Consider the following 16,082-nt stretch of genomic DNA (forward strand, 5'->3'; position numbering starts at 1 on the left):
TCTTATAAAATTAGAACAAATGAAAATATATTATAGTTCAGTTTTGGCGCTTTTCAGCGCAGTAATCTTCCTCACAAGTTGTGGAAATAATAATGGTAAATCTTCTGGTGGCGCACTAAATTCCAGTAATGCGGAGAAAGTGTATGTTGCACCAGGAGAACAAGATGAATTTTATGCATTTATGTCTGGTGGTTATAGCGGAAATCTTACCGTATATGGTTTACCATCAGGAAGAATGTTTAAAGAGATTCCTGTTTTCTCTCAATTCCCAACTTCAGGTTATGGTTATTCTGAAGAAACAAAACCTATGTTAGAGACCTCACATGGTTTCATTCCATGGGACGATTCTCACCACCCGGACATCTCACAAACAAATGGAGAGCTGGATGGGAGATGGATATTTATTAATGGTAATAACACTCCTAGGATCGCTCGTATTAGTCTTACAACTTTCGAGACCGTAGAAATTATAGAGGTGCCTAATAGTGCCGGTAATCATAGTTCTTCTTTTATTACGGAGAACACTGAGTATGTAGTGGCAGGAACACGTTTCTCTGTACCAATCCCTCAGCGAGATATGCCAATAAAGGATTATAAGGGCAATTTCAAAGGAGCCTTGTCTTTTATTAGTGTAGATCCTGAAAGTGGTCATATGGATATTAAGTTCCAATTGATGATGCCTGGTTTTGACTATGATCTTTCTCATCCGGGGCGTGATAAATCGCACGGATGGTTCTTCTTTACTACTTACAATACGGAAGAAGCTAATTCTTTATTAGAAGTAAACGCTTCACAAAATGATAAAGATTTTATCGCAGCAGTAAACTGGAAGAAAATTGAAGAATATGTAAACAATGGCGGAGGTACTAAAATGCCTGCGAACTATGCTCACAACTTGTACGACGAGGATACCCACATGGGAACAACTACAATGAAAAAAGAAGTATTGACAGTAGATCCTCTTAAAGTTCCAGGAGCAGTATTCTTTTTACCTACACCAAAATCACCTCATGGTTGTGACGTAGATCCAACGGGAGAGTATATTATTGGAAACGGTAAATTATCTGCAGATTTAACGGTGCACTCTTTCACCAAAATGATAGACGCAATAGAGAATAAAAAGTTTGACGGTGAAGCTTATGGAATTCCAATTTTGAAATTCGAGGATGTTCTTGCCGGTACTGTTAAAAGTGGTGGATTAGGACCACTTCATACCGAATTTGACGGAAAAGGAAATGCTTATACAACTTTCTTTATTTCTTCTGAAGTGGTAAAATGGAAATTAGGTTCATGGGAAGTAATAGACAGAAAGCCAACGTTCTATTCAGTTGGACACCTTATGATTCCAGGTGGAAATTCGAGAAAACCTTTCGGAAAATACGTTGTCGCATTGAACAAAATAACTAAGGATAGATATTTGCCAACAGGTCCGGAGATGGAGCATTCAGCTCAGTTATATGATATCTCTGGTGAAAAAATGGAATTGATCTACGATTTCCCAACACATGGGGAACCCCATTATGCTGCGGGAATACCTGCTAGTATTCTGGCACCAAAGTCTCAAAAGATATATAGATTAGATGAAAATAAGCATCCATATGCGGTATTAAGTCCAGATCAGGCAAGAGTAGAGCGCAAAGGCAATGAAGTTCATATTTATATGTCGACTATACGTAGTCACTTTACACCAGATAATATTGAAGGTGTAAAAGTAGGTGACAAAGTATATTTCCATATCACGAACCACGAGCAAGATTTTGATGTACCTCACGGATTTGCAATGATCGGCCAGAATTCTTCTGAATTATTAGTGATGCCGGGTCAAACCAAAACTTCAATTTGGGAACCTAAACAAGTTGGCGTGTGGCCATTTTACTGTACCGATTTCTGCTCTGCTTTACACCAGGAAATGCAAGGATATGTACGTGTTTCTCCAGCATCTTCGAATATAGAATTAAGTTGGTCTTTGGGTGAAGACTAAAAGTTATTATTGGAAATACCGATGGTTTAGTGTTTAATATATAGTATTTCCAAAAAGACGGGAGTCTTCGACTGCTCCCGTCTTTTAAATTATAATTCTAAAAAATTCAAGATGAAAAAAGCAGGAATATTAATGATATTGGGCTCACTTCTATTATTGGCACTTTTCAAATTTCCACTTTGGAATATCATTTTAGGAGCCCCTCAATACCCAGAACCATTGGGGATGGATATTTATTTAGACGGTATTAAAGGTGTAAATGAATTTGACATCCAAAACATAGATGGTTTAAATCACTATATTGGTATGAAAACCATTCCTAAACCTGCAGATATGTGGGAGTTTAATGTGTTTCCTACTGTTATTGGGATTATGGTTGCACTTGGGGTACTTGTAGGGTTACTTGGTTTCTTTGGAAAAGTAAGTTATTGGTGGTTTATAGGCTGGTTTGGTCTAATGTCTGTTCTAGGCATCATGGGTATGTACGATTTTAATGCATGGATGACCGATTACGGAACAAATCTCGATCCACATGCAATTATGAAACTAAGCAACCCGGATGGTACACCAATGAGTTATAAACCACCGTTATTCGGACATGAAAAAATGCTGAATTTTGATGTGGATTCATATCCACATATAGGGGCATATTTTATGTTCGTAGGAATGATGATAACAGCGCTAGCATTTTTTATTGGAAAAAAAGAATGGAATAAGAGACCACAAAAAAATGTAGAAAAAATTTTAGAGGTATGAAATCAATAGCTATAATAATACTGTTCGGATTGAGCCTTGGTTCATGTAATACATCTCCTCAACCCATAGAATATGGAAATGACGGTTGTCATTACTGTAAGATGACCATTGTGGACCGACAACATGCCTCTCAACTAGTTACCTCCAAAGGGAAGGCATATAAGTTTGACGCTATTGAATGTATGATTGGATATCTCAATGAAAATAAAAATGATGAATACGCGCACAAACTGGTTAGCGACTTTGTTGAACCAGGAAAGCTTATTGATGCTCAAAATGCGACATTTCTTATAAGTCAGGATATTCCTAGTCCAATGGGTGCATTTCTTTCCGCTTTTGCTTCGGAAAAAGCAGCAGTGCATGTTCAAAGTGAATCAGGCGGCAATATCTACAATTGGAAAAGCCTTCAGGAATTTTTAAAATCGGAAAAGCCCAATTAGGTATTACAACACCTTCAGAATAAATAAAACACTAAATCAATTATAATTTACTTCTTTGAAAATAAACAGTCGACATATTATAACACTTTTTGTACTCTTTCTTCATACTGCTTTGCTTGCTGAAACAATCATTGTCTGTAAGAACTGTGAATTTACGAACATTCAGGAGGCAGTGCTAAGCGCCAAGGATTTTGATACCATTTTGATCAAGAAAGGAACCTATAAAGAAATTAATATCAGGATCGACAAACCCCTAACGCTTTTAGGTGAAAACTATCCGGTAATAGACGGTGAGGATAAAGGAGAAATTATAACGATTTATTCGGATAATGTAACAATTGATGGTCTCTTTATCATAAATGTCGGAACTAGTTATACCTCAGATTTTGCAGCAATTCGAGTCGTAAAAAGTGAAAATTTTTTAATTCAGAACGTAGTTTTAGAAAAGCTTTTCTTCGGAATTTACCTCGAAAAATCTAACAACGGCCGAGTCTTTCATAATAAGATCATTGGGGACGCAGTAGAAGAATTTAATTCAGGAAATGGGATTCAACTCTGGTATTGTAAAAATGTAGTAGTTGAACAGAATATCGTGCAGCATGTGCGCGACGGAATCTATTTGGAGTTTTCAGATAATATAACAATAAGGAAAAATATAAGTACAAATAATGTGCGCTACGGACTTCATTTTATGTTTTCCAATCACGATCTTTATGAAGATAATGTCTTTGAAAACAATGGTGCCGGCGTGGCTGTCATGTTCTCCAAGCATATAAAAATGTATAACAACACTTTCAAAAATAATTGGGGTACGGCTTCCTTCGGAATGCTGCTGAAAGAGATTAACGATGCGGAAATTGTAGGAAATACTTTTGAAGCCAATACGGTCGGAATCAATATTGAAGGTACAAATCGAATTATGTATCGTAACAACGATTTTATTGGAAATGGTTGGGCTATGAAGGTAAGAGGAGCCTGTTATGGCAATCATTTTGAGAAGAATAATTTTCTGTATAATTCTTTCGACATTTCTTACAATAGCAATATAAACGACAACATATTTAAATCGAATTATTGGAGTAATTACTCCGGTTATGACCTTGACAAAGATGGTATAGGAGATGTTCCTTACCGTCCGGTGAAACTGTTTTCTTATATAGTAAATCGAACTCCGGAAGCAATTATACTCTTACGTAGTTTGTTTATAGATATTATAGATTTTTCTGAAAAAGTATCTCCTGTATTTACACCTGCCGAACTAATGGACAATCAGCCACAAATGAAAAGAATTTCCTATGATTCAAATTAAAAACTTATATAAAAAATTCGGTAAGAATCAGGTGCTTCAAGGTGTTGATCTTGACATTGAAACTGGTGGGATTTTCGCAGTTCTTGGACCAAATGGTTCTGGGAAGACTACCCTTATTAAATGTATTTTAGGGATGGTGATTCCCGATTCTGGAACTATTAATATAAATGATTATCCTATCGGAAAGAGTGAAGAATACCGAAGAAATATCGATTATTTACCGCAAATTGCCAACTTTCCTTCAAATTTGAGTGTAGAAGAGCTGATTAACATGATTAAAGATCTTCGCGTGATAAAAACGGCAAAGGACAAGGAGTTAATTGAGGTGTTTAAATTAGCTCCCTATTTGAAGAAAAAATTGGGCAATCTTTCGGGTGGTACTAAACAAAAGGTGAATATAGTTCTTGCGTTTATGTCTGATAGTCCTTTACTTATACTTGACGAACCTACTTCCGGCTTGGATCCTATATCTCTTTTGCGTTTGAAGGAATTAATCAATTCAGAAAAGGAAAAAGGAAAAACCATATTAATTACCTCTCACATTATGAGTTTTGTGGAGCAAGTAACCAATGATATCGTCTTTATTCTTGAAGGAAAAATATATTTTAAAGGAAGCATTTCAGAACTAAAATCAAAGACCGGACAGGAAGACTTTGAACACGCAATCGCTTCAATTTTACAAAAAAGTTATGCTTAAAATCCTAAAATATAGTTGTTATGACCTACTCCGAAGTCGTTGGAGTTACGTCTATTTTGCCTTCTATTTAATGCTGGGAACAGTGTTGTTGTTTCTAAATAATGATCTCTCCAAGGCTGTGATTACTTTAATGAATGTAATTATCGTTCTAGTGCCATTAATCGGGACCATTTTCGGAGTCATGTATTATTATAATTCTAAAGAGTTCACTGAATTACTTTTGGCACAACCGGTAAAACGATCATCCATTTTTCTAGGTCAGTACCTCGGAGTCGCGCTATCACTAACACTGAGCCTCGTCGTTGGACTTGGTTTGCCTTTCGCGTTTTACGGGATCTTCAATTCTGCTGCGATGAGTGAATTTACGTTGTTGCTCGTCACCGGTGCTTTTCTAACCTTAATTTTCACTGCGTTGGCTTATAATATTGCGCTTTCCAATGAAAATAAAATCAAGGGTTTCGGATATGCAATTTTGTTATGGTTGTTTATGGCTGTGATTTATGATGGTGTTTTTCTAATGTCATTAATCGCTTTTGAAGAATATCCGCTGGATAAATTTTCTCTCATAGCCACGATGGCAAATCCGATCGATCTTTCCAGAGTACTTATACTGTTGAAACTTGATATTTCGGCCTTATTAGGATATACGGGAGCGGTTTTTCAAAAATTCTTTGGGACCAACTTCGGAATTGTGATATCATCTATAATGTTGGTTATTTGGGTGTTAGTCCCTACCTATTTTATATATCGAAAGGCAAAGAAGAAGGATTTTTAGTCTCTTCTGAAGCTGTCTATGTCGAATGAAATCGGCATTGTTAAGATACTTTTAGTTACTGTAAGTATTCCGGTACTTTTGTTACCAAGTTTAAACAAAATTTAATTTTAAATGCAAATGAATTTTAAAAAATATATAAGCAAAGCTTTAAGTTATTCAGAATATAACCATATGGTTAAAGAATTGGTTTCACAAGGAAGAACCACCGGCGACGAACAAACCGATGTAAAAATTGATTTTACCAAGTTAAACCTGAGTCGAACTAAACGTCTAGATAAAACCGCGGTGCTTTCTGAAGAGGCTAAATTAGCTTTTCAAAATATAGATACTCCACAAACTTGGTTGGTAATCACCGAAGCATGGTGTGGAGACGCTGCACAATCACTTCCGTTTTTGAATAAGATGGCACAACTTTCTGAAAATATTGACCTAAAAATTGTGCTTCGCGATGAAAACCCGGTATTGATGGATGCATTTTTAACAAATGGTTCACAGTCAATTCCCATTGTTATCATGTTGGATGATTCTATGAATGTTTTTCAAACTTGGGGACCTCGCTCCAAAGCGGCGACGAAACTGATTAACGATTATAAAGTTAAACACGGCAAAATTGATTCGACTATAAAAGAAATGCTCCAGGTTTGGTATAATAACGATAAAGGGATTTCAATTGTCAATGATATTTTGGAGACTATGGAAGTAAAGGCATAAAAGATCCACGAATCAAGACCGCTGCGCTGCATGATTCATATCTTAAAATGAGTCATTGTCTTCTTTACATTCTGTTTTTCAAAATCTAATTAAGGTGATTTAAAAAACAGAGAGAATTCTCAACCATATACAAAAATAAAAATAATGAAAATAGTATCTGCTCAAGAGGCCGTATCAGTTGTAAAATCGGGTAATCGCGTATTTTTTCAGGGAGCCGCCATGACTCCGAATCTTCTTATAGACACACTTTGTGATCGGTACAATGAGCTTGAAAATGTTGAAATTGTTCAAATTCATACACATGGGGATGCCAAGTATACACGAGCTCCATACTACAACGCTTTCCAGCTCAACAGTTGCTTTGTAGGTGCGAATGTAAGGGAAGGTGTAGCGTCGCATAAAGGCGATTATATCCCTGTTTTTTTAAGTGAAATTCATTGGTTGTTTAGAAGAAAAATTCTACCATTAGATGTTGCATTCATTCAAGTTTCTCCCCCAGATAAGCACGGTTATTGTTCGTTGGGAGTTTCAGTAGATATAACCTTGCCGGCAATACAAACCGCGAAAAAAGTGATCGCACTTATTAATCCGAAAGTGCCCAGAACGCATGGTGATGGAATTATACATAGTAGCAACATCACCTATGGTGTGGAAATTTATACTCCCATCCATTTTTCAATTCTAACCGAACCAACACCAATCGAGAAAACCATTGGAAAGCACGTCGCCAGTCTAATTGAAGATGGCGCAACTTTACAAATGGGTATTGGTAATATTCCAAACGCGGTGTTGAGCAACCTTACAAATCACAAGCGATTAGGTATTCATACCGAAATGTTCAGTGATGGTATTTTACCACTTGTCGAAAAAGGAATTATTACCGGAGAAGAGAAAGTAATAAAAACAGGAAAGATCGTTACCTGTTTTGCCATGGGAACCCAAAAGTTGTATGATTTTGTGGATGATAATCCCATTGTTCACTTCAAAGAAGCTGGATATACCAACGACACAGCGATTATTAGACAGAATCCAAAAGTGACTGCTATTAATAGTGCGATTGAAATCGATCTCACCGGACAGGTTTGCGCAGATTCCATTGGAGCTTATCAATATTCGGGAGTTGGAGGGCAAATGGATTTCATTCGTGGCGCCTCACTTTCTGAAAACGGTAAACCAATAATTGCGATGCCCTCGATTACTTCTAAGGGGTTTTCGAAGATCACACCTTTCTTGAAGCCAGGCGCAAGCGTTACAACAACACAAGCCCATGTACATTATGTAATTACAGAATATGGGGTTGTGAATCTATTCGGAAAGAGTTTAGAACAACGTGCAAAGGCACTTATCTCAATAGCCCATCCGGATCATAGGGAAATTTTGGAAATAGAAGCCCGAAAACGCTTTCAGTAAATATCGATTAGTAAATGCTGTTAGAAGTCTAAAAGACAATTAATCAATTGTCTCTTTTCTGAAGTTTTTTTATGCCAAATTCTCAAGCACTTCTATAAATTGAGAATGTTCAGAAAGGAAAATATAAAATATCATTTCTATATGATTCATATCATAAATCAAAGGTGAAATTAGTTCTAGCTTTGCTTTAAATGTATACGACAGGTTCGATTAAATATCCGGTGGCGCTTGCTTCAGTTTTTCTTTGGATTGGCTTTTTAGGAGCGATTAGTTTTATGGAAGCCTGGCTAAAATTTAGAGCTCCCGGAATTACAGTCGAACTCGGTTTAGGAATAGGAAGATTGGTCTTTAACGCGCTAAACAAAATAGAATGGGTGTTGATAGTACTTGTCATTGGTAATATTATCTTAAATGGTAACGTACAGTACAGGTTGCGCTTAACACCGCTTATTATTGTATTAGTTTTACTATTGGCACAGACTTTCTGGCTTTTACCCGCTTTAGATCTTAGAGCCGAATTGGTAATAAAAGGACAAGAGTTAGCGAAATCAAACCTTCATATCTATTATGTTATTATGGAGATTATGAAGGTAAGTTATCTTTTTTACTTCGGTTCAAAACTTTTGAATCACAAACGTATTTCTGAAACAGAATTTTAAAATATTAAAAATAAAATTATGGAAAATGTATTAAATAAATCAGTTGGGCAAATTGTAGCAGAAGACTATCGGATGGCTCAGGTTTTTAAAAATCACAACATCGATTTCTGTTGTAATGGCAACCGAAATCTTGAAGAGGTTGCTATAAGCAGCAATTTGACGGTAGATGAATTGGTAAGCGAAATCGAAACCATTAAGAATACAAAAAATGACGAAGCAGTCGATTATAAATCATGGCCTTTGGATTTATTGGCAGATTATATCGAAAAGAAGCATCATCGATATGTGGAAGAGCAAATCCCTGTGTTAAAACAATATCTTGAGAAACTGTGTCGTGTACATGGAAATAACCACCCTGAATTATTCGAAATTGACTTTCAGTTTAAAGCGAGTGCATCAGAACTTGCCTCTCATATGAAAAAGGAAGAGCTTATTTTATTTCCGGCGGTTAGGCGTATGGTACAAGCAGAAAGAACAAAAATACGCCTTCCTGAGAATCATTTTGGAAGCGTCAAAAATCCAATTCAATCTATGATGGCAGAACATGATACCGAAGGGGATAGATTTCGACATATTGAGACGTTAAGTTCAAAATATACTCCTCCAGCAGACGCTTGTAATACCTATCGAGTTACATTTTCATTACTTCAGGAATTTGAATCGGACCTTCATAGACATATCCATTTGGAAAATAATATACTGTTTCCAGGAGCGCTTCGATTGGAAGAAAAGTTAGAAAACAACTAAACCTTTCAATTTGGAGAAAAATAAGCCCATAAAGCGCCATGAAGCATTAAGGCCCTTGAGTAGGCAACACCATTTCGGATTGCTGTATTCCTGGAAAATACGCAAGGGCTTTGCTAATGGTAGCTCAATAGAACGTATGAAAGAGTATTCCAATTGGTTTTTTAAAACTGAAATTAAACCGCACTTTACTATGGAGGAAAAACATATTTTCCCTGTTTTAGGCGGGGATAATCTCTTGATTAAACGCGCTCTAAAGGAGCATCGCCGTTTAGAACGTTTGTTCAATGAGACGGAAGACCCAGAACGAAGCTTAAGCATTCTTGAAGAAGAACTACAAGCTCATATACGGTTTGAAGAGCGAATTTTATTCAATGAGATACAAAAAGTAGCAAGTAACGATCAGCTTCAAAAGATTGAAGACATTCATTCTCATGATGTTTCTAAACCAGAGTATAAGGATCCGTTTTGGGTTTAGAAAATTAGGGAACTGATAAATGTCATTTTTTAAGGGCTTGTCAATCACAACCTTTGCTTCAGGTATTATGAGCAAATTTTATGTATGGTAAGTTGTTTCCATTGTGGTGATGATTGTACAAATTCTACAATTGAACACCAGGATAAGTCTTTTTGTTGCGCGGGATGCAGAACTGTTTTCGATATTTTAAACGATAACGACCTCTCATACTATTACGAGCTTGAAAATAGACCAGGAATATCTCCTCAAACTGTAGAAGGGAAATACGATTTTCTAGATAATAAAGAAATAGTTGAGAAGCTATTAGATTTTAACGACAACAACACACAGATTGCCTCTTTCGTTATTCCATCCATACATTGCAGCTCCTGTATTTGGGTGTTAGAAAATCTTAATAAAATCAATGATGCCATCACTGTTTCACAGGTAAATTTTCCTGAAAAGAGGGTCCAGATAACGTATGCTTCGGAAAGGATTTCGTTAAAAGAACTGGTGCTACTTATTACTAAATTAGGATATGAACCATATATCTCCTTAGAAGATTCAGAAAAAAAGAACAAGAAATACGATAGGAGTCTCATCTATAAATTAGGAGTCGCCGGCTTCGCTTTTGGGAATGTGATGTTTCTTTCCTTCCCCGAATACTTTGATTTGTATAGTAGCAATTCGGTTGTTGAAGATTTGTGGATGGTTCAGTTTAAACCACTGTTTCGATGGCTGATGTTTGCTTTTTCGTTACCCGTTGTCTTTTATTCAGGCCGCGATTATTTTAAAGCCGCGTTAAATGGGCTGCAAACCGGATTTTTAAATATAGATCTTCCAATCGCTATCGGGATTGCTGTATTGTTTCTTCGAAGTACTTTAGATATTGCTTTTGATTGGGGTTCGGGTTTTTTCGATAGTCTTTGTGGATTGGTTTTCTTTTTGCTCCTCGGAAAATTTTTCCAACAAAAAACTTACTCTTATTTGTCATTCGAACGAGATTATAAATCCTACTTTCCAATCGCGGTTACTCGAATTCTTAAAACTTCTGAAGGATTGGTAACCGAAGAACAAGCTGAAGTTTACAAGATTGTTAAAGGCGATCGACTTCTCATTCGCAACAATGAAATTATTCCGGTGGACGCAATTCTCTTAAAAGGTAATGGGCTAATCGATTATAGTTTTGTAACCGGTGAGGCAATTCCTGTAGAAAAAATGAGCGGAGACACACTATTTGCCGGCGGGAAACAACAGGCTGGAATTTTGGAAGTTGAGGTATTAAGTGCTGTAGAGCAAAGTTATTTGACACAGCTTTGGAGTAATTCGGTTTTTAATAAGGAAAAGTCAAGCGTCTTCGAGTCATTAACAAATAGTATCAGTAAACGCTTTACAATTGGGGTGCTTTCAATCGCATTTGTTGCAACACTTTTTTGGTTAGTTGTGGACCCAACGAAGGCCTTTAATGTTTTTACAGCTGTACTAATTGTGGCATGTCCATGTGCCATTGCATTGGCATCACCTTTTACTTTAGGAAACATACTTCGAATATTTGGAAAACATAAATTGTATTTAAAAGATGCTTCAGTTATTGAAGAAATCGCTAAAGTGGATACCATTGTATTTGATAAAACCGGAACGCTTACTACTCACAAAAAGCAGCAAATACGTTATGAAGGCGTATCTCTTTCCGAAGAAGAAAAAGAACTTCTTACAAATTCCCTGCGAGCTTCAAATCACCCACTAAGTCGCGCCCTATCTAAAATATTGTCGAATAATAATATCCAAGTCCTCGATGAATTTGAAGAGGTAGTTGGTAAGGGTATATCGGCAAGTTTCCATAATAATAGTATGAAAATAGGTTCGTATGATTATGTGAATGTTCAAAGTCAAGAATTAGTTGAGCAGGTTGTTCCGAATACTGGTACTAAGGTTCATATTAGTAGTAATCAACAATACAAAGGATGTTATCTCTTTAATAATGTATATCGTGATGACCTCTCGGAAGTAATCGAATTACTTTCAAAAACGAAAGAGGTAATTGTACTTTCCGGTGATAACGAAGGTGAAAAGGAGTTGTTAAATGAATTACTTCCGAAGGATACTCAAATGCATTTTAATAAAAAACCGGAGGATAAATTACATTTCATAAAATCTCTTCAGAAAAAAGGCAAGAAAGTGATGATGGTGGGTGATGGGCTCAATGATGCCGGAGCCTTAAAACAAAGTGATGTCGGTATTGCGATCTCAGAGAATACGAATGTTTTTTCTCCAGCCTGTGATGGAATACTGGAGGCTTCAGAATTTAAATCAATTCCAGACTTTTTCCGTATTTCGAAACGAGGGATTGAGATCATTCGATGGAGTTTCATGCTTTCGCTTTTATACAATCTTATCGGACTTTCATTTGCGGTAACAGGGCATTTGCAACCGGTGATCGCTGCTATTTTAATGCCGTTAAGTTCTATAAGCGTCGTAGTATTTACAACACTGGCAACACAACTAAGTAGCCGCAGTTTAAAACGATTCTAATTTACTAAAACTGATATATGTCATATTCTAAAATTCGGACCAATATTACATTTACCGCTTTAATTAATAACCAATGAGCATTATATATTTATTACTTGGAGTGAGCGTAATTGTAGCGATTATCTTCTTTATAGCATTTATATATTCGGTAAAAAAAGGACAATACGACGACACTTACACTCCATCAGTGCGGATGTTGTTTGATGACGAAATTGTGCGAGAAAAGCCCGTAAACTCTTCAGAAAAAATAGAAAACACTAAAATCAACACCAATAAGAAATCTTAATATTTATGGAAGTCGAAAAATTCTACTACGACAATAAGATTGTTAAAAAGTTCCTATATGCTACCATGTTTTGGGGTTTAATAGGAATGAGCGTCGGACTACTACTCGCTTTTTTGTTCATATTTCCTAATCTAACCGATCGAATACCGTGGCTAAGTTTTGGACGATTACGCCCATTGCATACGAATGCAGTGATTTTTGCCTTTGTAGGGAATGCGATTTTTGCCGGAGTTTATTATTCCAGTCAGCGTTTGCTAAAAGCCAGGATGTGGAAAGATTGGCTGAGTAAATTTAATTTCTGGGCCTGGCAGGCGATTATCGTTGGAGCAGCAATTACCTTACCTTTAGGTTATACCACTTCCAAAGAATATGCAGAATTAGAATGGCCGTTCGATATTGCGATTGCACTTGTATGGGTTGCGTTTGGAGCGAATCTCATTGGGACTATTTTAAAGAGAAGACAACGACATTTATATGTTGCAATATGGTTCTATCTGGCGACATTTGTCACCGTAGCAGTATTGCATATCATTAATAGTGTCGAAATACCGGTAAGCGCGCTCAAAAGTTATTCGGCTTACGCTGGAGTTCAGGATGCGTTGGTACAATGGTGGTACGGTCATAATGCAGTAGCATTCTTTTTAACAACTCCGTTTTTAGGTCTCATGTACTACTTTGTGCCCAAAGCAGCCAATCGACCGGTATACTCTTATAAATTATCCATTGTACACTTTTGGTCCCTTATCTTTATTTATATATGGGCCGGGCCACACCATTTATTATATACCGCATTACCGGAATGGGCGCAAAATCTTGGTGTCGCATTTTCAATTATGCTGCTGGCACCTTCCTGGGGAGGAATGATCAATGGTCTACTTACGCTAAGGGGAGCATGGGATAAAGTTCGAACCGATCCTGTTTTGAAATTCATGGTAGTGGCTATTACAGGTTATGGAATGGCAACTTTCGAAGGACCAATGCTGTCTCTAAAAAATGTAAATGCAATTGCTCACTTTACAGATTGGATTATTGCTCACGTTCACGTTGGAGCATTAGCGTGGAATGGGTTTTTAACCTTCGGAATGATCTATTGGATGGTTCCAAAATTATTCAAAACTAAATTATGGTCGGTAAAACTGGCGAATGCGCATTTCTGGATCGGTACCTTAGGAATAATTATGTACGCCCTTCCAATGTATGTTGCAGGATTCGTTCAAGCTTTTATGTGGAAACAATTTAATCCCGATGGAACATTAACATACGGAAACTTCCTTGAAACGGTTACGGAAATCATGCCAATGTACTGGATGCGTGCCATAGGAGGAAGTATGTTTATCCTAGGTGCTTTTATGGCGCTTTACAATATTATCCAAACGGCAAGACAAGGTACTAAGGTGAGTGATGAACTCGCTGAAGCAGCCCCTTTGACTAAAATAACAAAAAGTAGAACTAGCAAGGAAGGATATCATACCTGGTTAGAAAGAAGACCGGTAAAGCTCACCATTTTTGCTACGATCGCTATTTTGATAGGAGGTGCCGTGCAAATAATCCCTTCATTGATTGTAGATGATTATGTCCCTGTGATTTCAAGTGTAAAACCCTATACGCCTTTAGAGCTCGAAGGTAGGGATATTTACATTCGGGAAGGATGTGTTTCCTGTCACTCTCAAATGGTACGTCCGTTTAGAAGTGAAGTGGAACGCTATGGTGAATATTCGAAGGCTGGAGAATATGTGTACGATCATCCTTTTTTATGGGGTAGTAAGCGAACTGGTCCCGATTTACATAGAATAGGAGGTAAGTATAGCGATAACTGGCATTTAAATCATATGTACGATCCGCAAAGTACCTCCACTGGTTCTATTATGCCTTCTTATGCGTGGTTGATTACTTCAGAATTGGACAAATCCCTCACCGAAAAGAAAATGAGGGCTTTGGCTACACTTGGTGTGCCTTATTCTCAGGAAGAGATCGATGGAGCACAGGCCCATATGACTGCACAAGGAACGAAAATAGAACAAAACCTTTATAGCGATCCGGATTTTGTAAAGACCTATGAAGCAGATAAAAATTATGCAGTAGAAAATGGTGAAGAATTTATTGAAATGAAGAACCGAGAGATCGTTGCTATGATCGCTTATTTACAGCGTATGGGAACGGATATTAAAGTTAAGAACGCTGAGGAAGCATCAGCTCAAAACGACTAATTATGCTAAAATTTATAAAAGGAAACCTAGAACAGATCGACGGAGTAGAGATTTACCCCATTATCTCCTTACTTATATTTTTCATCTTTTTTGTAGTGCTATTCTGGTGGGTTTTTACCGCTACAAAAGAGCATATTAAGGAGGTGAGTAATATTCCATTCGAGTCTAATGAAAACAACGAAAAGGTATGAGAACAGTGACTTCTTTTTTACGCATTAGTGCGTTTATGATAATAGCATTTATCTTTTTGGAATTTTTGGTCGCTTCGGAAGGAAAATGGGCCATTATTGAATATCCAATACTATGGATGGTTTTATTAGGCTTATTACTCTTTGCAATGGCGATCGAGGTTATTTCCGAAGCCTTAAAAAGAATATTATTTGCAGGACTTAAAGGAGATGCAAAAGCGCGATTTGTTGAAGCTGAAGCTCTTCGCGAAAAGAATCGTTTTGCAGGAATAAAAACTGTTTATATAAGAATGTTAGGCTCCAAACCTATGGAGAGTGAGGAAGAGATCGTTCTGGACCATAATTACGATGGGATTCGTGAACTAGACAATACCTTACCGCCATGGTGGAAATATATGTTCTATGCTTCAATTGTTTTCGCCTTCGTTTATATGCTTCGCTACCATGTATTTGATGGTGTAAGTCAAACTCAAGAATATGAAAATGAATTAGCTGAAGCAAAAATTCAGATTGAAGAATACAAAAAAACAGCAAAAGATCTTATCGATATAAATACTGTAGAATTATTAACGGATGCTTCCGATATCAATGCCGGAAAAGCCGTGTTTGCTGAAAATTGTATCGCTTGTCATAAGGCAGATGGAGGCGGGGGAATAGGTCCTAATCTAACTGATAATTATTGGATACTTGGTGGCGGTATAAAGAATGTGTTTAATACTATTTCTGAAGGTGGAAGAGATGGAAAAGGAATGGTTTCATGGAAATCGGATCTAAAACCAAGTGAAATGGCGCAAGTTGCTAGTTATCTTTTGACTTTTAAAGGAACCACCCCAGCAGAACCCAAGGAAGCTGAAGGGGAATTATGGGTAGACGAAGCTGCAAATGAGATTCCTGTGATAGAGGATTTAAACGAAGGAACCAAACAATAAA

General features: G+C 37.0%; 16 protein-coding genes. All 16 read left to right on the forward strand.

All coding sequences use genetic code 11. From position 1 onward, the window contains the following. The first annotated feature begins 19 nt into the window (after nt 1-19). The 16 genes from nosZ (at nt 20) to BXY75_RS10310 (ending at nt 16,081) form a co-directional block, all read left to right on the forward strand. Entirely contained in the window at nt 20-1,981 is a 1,962-nt protein-coding gene (nosZ, locus tag BXY75_RS10235) for a Sec-dependent nitrous-oxide reductase (protein WP_121907656.1), read from the forward strand. Nucleotides 1,982-2,092: 111 nt separating this feature from the next. Then, entirely contained in the window at nt 2,093-2,737 is a 645-nt protein-coding gene (locus tag BXY75_RS10240; protein ID WP_121907657.1) for a hypothetical protein, read from the forward strand. Beyond that, a complete protein-coding gene (locus BXY75_RS10245) occupies nt 2,734-3,177 on the forward strand; it encodes a nitrous oxide reductase accessory protein NosL (protein ID WP_121907658.1) in 444 nt (147 codons plus the stop codon). Before BXY75_RS10240 ends, BXY75_RS10245 begins: the two co-directional genes overlap by 4 nt. A 61-nt stretch (nt 3,178-3,238) precedes the next feature. Beyond that, nucleotides 3,239-4,486: a nitrous oxide reductase family maturation protein NosD gene (locus tag BXY75_RS10250; protein WP_245962965.1), complete on the forward strand. Its 1,248-nt coding sequence runs from the start codon at nt 3,239-3,241 to the stop codon at nt 4,484-4,486. Continuing rightward, a complete protein-coding gene (locus BXY75_RS10255; RefSeq protein WP_121907660.1) occupies nt 4,473-5,183 on the forward strand; it encodes an ABC transporter ATP-binding protein in 711 nt (236 codons plus the stop codon). The genes BXY75_RS10250 and BXY75_RS10255 overlap by 14 nt, the downstream gene beginning before the upstream one ends. Then, on the forward strand, nt 5,176-5,958 hold the full coding sequence (locus BXY75_RS10260) for an ABC transporter permease (protein WP_121907661.1): 783 nt from the start codon (nt 5,176-5,178) through the stop codon (nt 5,956-5,958). Before BXY75_RS10255 ends, BXY75_RS10260 begins: the two co-directional genes overlap by 8 nt. Nucleotides 5,959-6,075: 117 nt before the next feature. After that, nucleotides 6,076-6,669, forward strand: a complete 594-nt coding sequence (locus tag BXY75_RS10265; protein ID WP_245962956.1) for a thioredoxin family protein — start codon at nt 6,076-6,078, stop codon at nt 6,667-6,669. A 144-nt stretch (nt 6,670-6,813) separates the two neighbouring features. Continuing rightward, nucleotides 6,814-8,079 carry an acetyl-CoA hydrolase/transferase family protein gene (locus BXY75_RS10270; RefSeq protein WP_121907663.1) on the forward strand — a complete coding sequence of 422 codons (1,266 nt, stop codon included), beginning with the start codon at nt 6,814-6,816 and terminating at the stop codon, nt 8,077-8,079. A gap of 191 nt (nt 8,080-8,270) precedes the next feature. Continuing rightward, nucleotides 8,271-8,738, forward strand: a complete 468-nt coding sequence (locus BXY75_RS10275) for a hypothetical protein (protein WP_121907664.1) — start codon at nt 8,271-8,273, stop codon at nt 8,736-8,738. An 18-nt stretch (nt 8,739-8,756) separates the two neighbouring features. Continuing rightward, nucleotides 8,757-9,485 (forward strand): iron-sulfur cluster repair di-iron protein, encoded by a 729-nt coding sequence (gene ric / locus BXY75_RS10280; RefSeq protein WP_121907665.1) that lies wholly within the window; start codon nt 8,757-8,759, stop codon nt 9,483-9,485. A gap of 10 nt (nt 9,486-9,495) precedes the next feature. Beyond that, on the forward strand, nt 9,496-9,960 hold the full coding sequence (locus BXY75_RS10285; RefSeq protein ID WP_121907666.1) for a hemerythrin domain-containing protein: 465 nt from the start codon (nt 9,496-9,498) through the stop codon (nt 9,958-9,960). A gap of 84 nt (nt 9,961-10,044) precedes the next feature. Next, nucleotides 10,045-12,471, forward strand: a complete 2,427-nt coding sequence (locus BXY75_RS10290; RefSeq protein ID WP_121907667.1) for a heavy metal translocating P-type ATPase — start codon at nt 10,045-10,047, stop codon at nt 12,469-12,471. A 73-nt stretch (nt 12,472-12,544) separates the two neighbouring features. Continuing rightward, nucleotides 12,545-12,757, forward strand: coding sequence for a cbb3-type cytochrome oxidase assembly protein CcoS (ccoS, locus tag BXY75_RS10295; protein ID WP_121907668.1), 213 nt, complete (start codon nt 12,545-12,547; stop codon nt 12,755-12,757). Nucleotides 12,758-12,762: 5 nt separating this feature from the next. Next, a complete protein-coding gene (gene ccoN / locus BXY75_RS10300) occupies nt 12,763-14,964 on the forward strand; it encodes a cytochrome-c oxidase, cbb3-type subunit I (RefSeq protein ID WP_121907669.1) in 2,202 nt (733 codons plus the stop codon). Nucleotides 14,965-14,966: 2 nt separating this feature from the next. Then, nucleotides 14,967-15,155, forward strand: a complete 189-nt coding sequence (locus tag BXY75_RS10305) for a CcoQ/FixQ family Cbb3-type cytochrome c oxidase assembly chaperone (protein WP_121907670.1) — start codon at nt 14,967-14,969, stop codon at nt 15,153-15,155. Continuing rightward, nucleotides 15,152-16,081, forward strand: a complete 930-nt coding sequence (locus tag BXY75_RS10310) for a cbb3-type cytochrome c oxidase N-terminal domain-containing protein (protein WP_121907671.1) — start codon at nt 15,152-15,154, stop codon at nt 16,079-16,081. Before BXY75_RS10305 ends, BXY75_RS10310 begins: the two co-directional genes overlap by 4 nt. The last annotated feature ends 1 nt before the right edge of the window (nt 16,082 follow it).

The organism is Ulvibacter antarcticus (assembly GCF_003688405.1).
In the GTDB taxonomy this organism is placed as follows: domain Bacteria; phylum Bacteroidota; class Bacteroidia; order Flavobacteriales; family Flavobacteriaceae; genus Ulvibacter; species Ulvibacter antarcticus.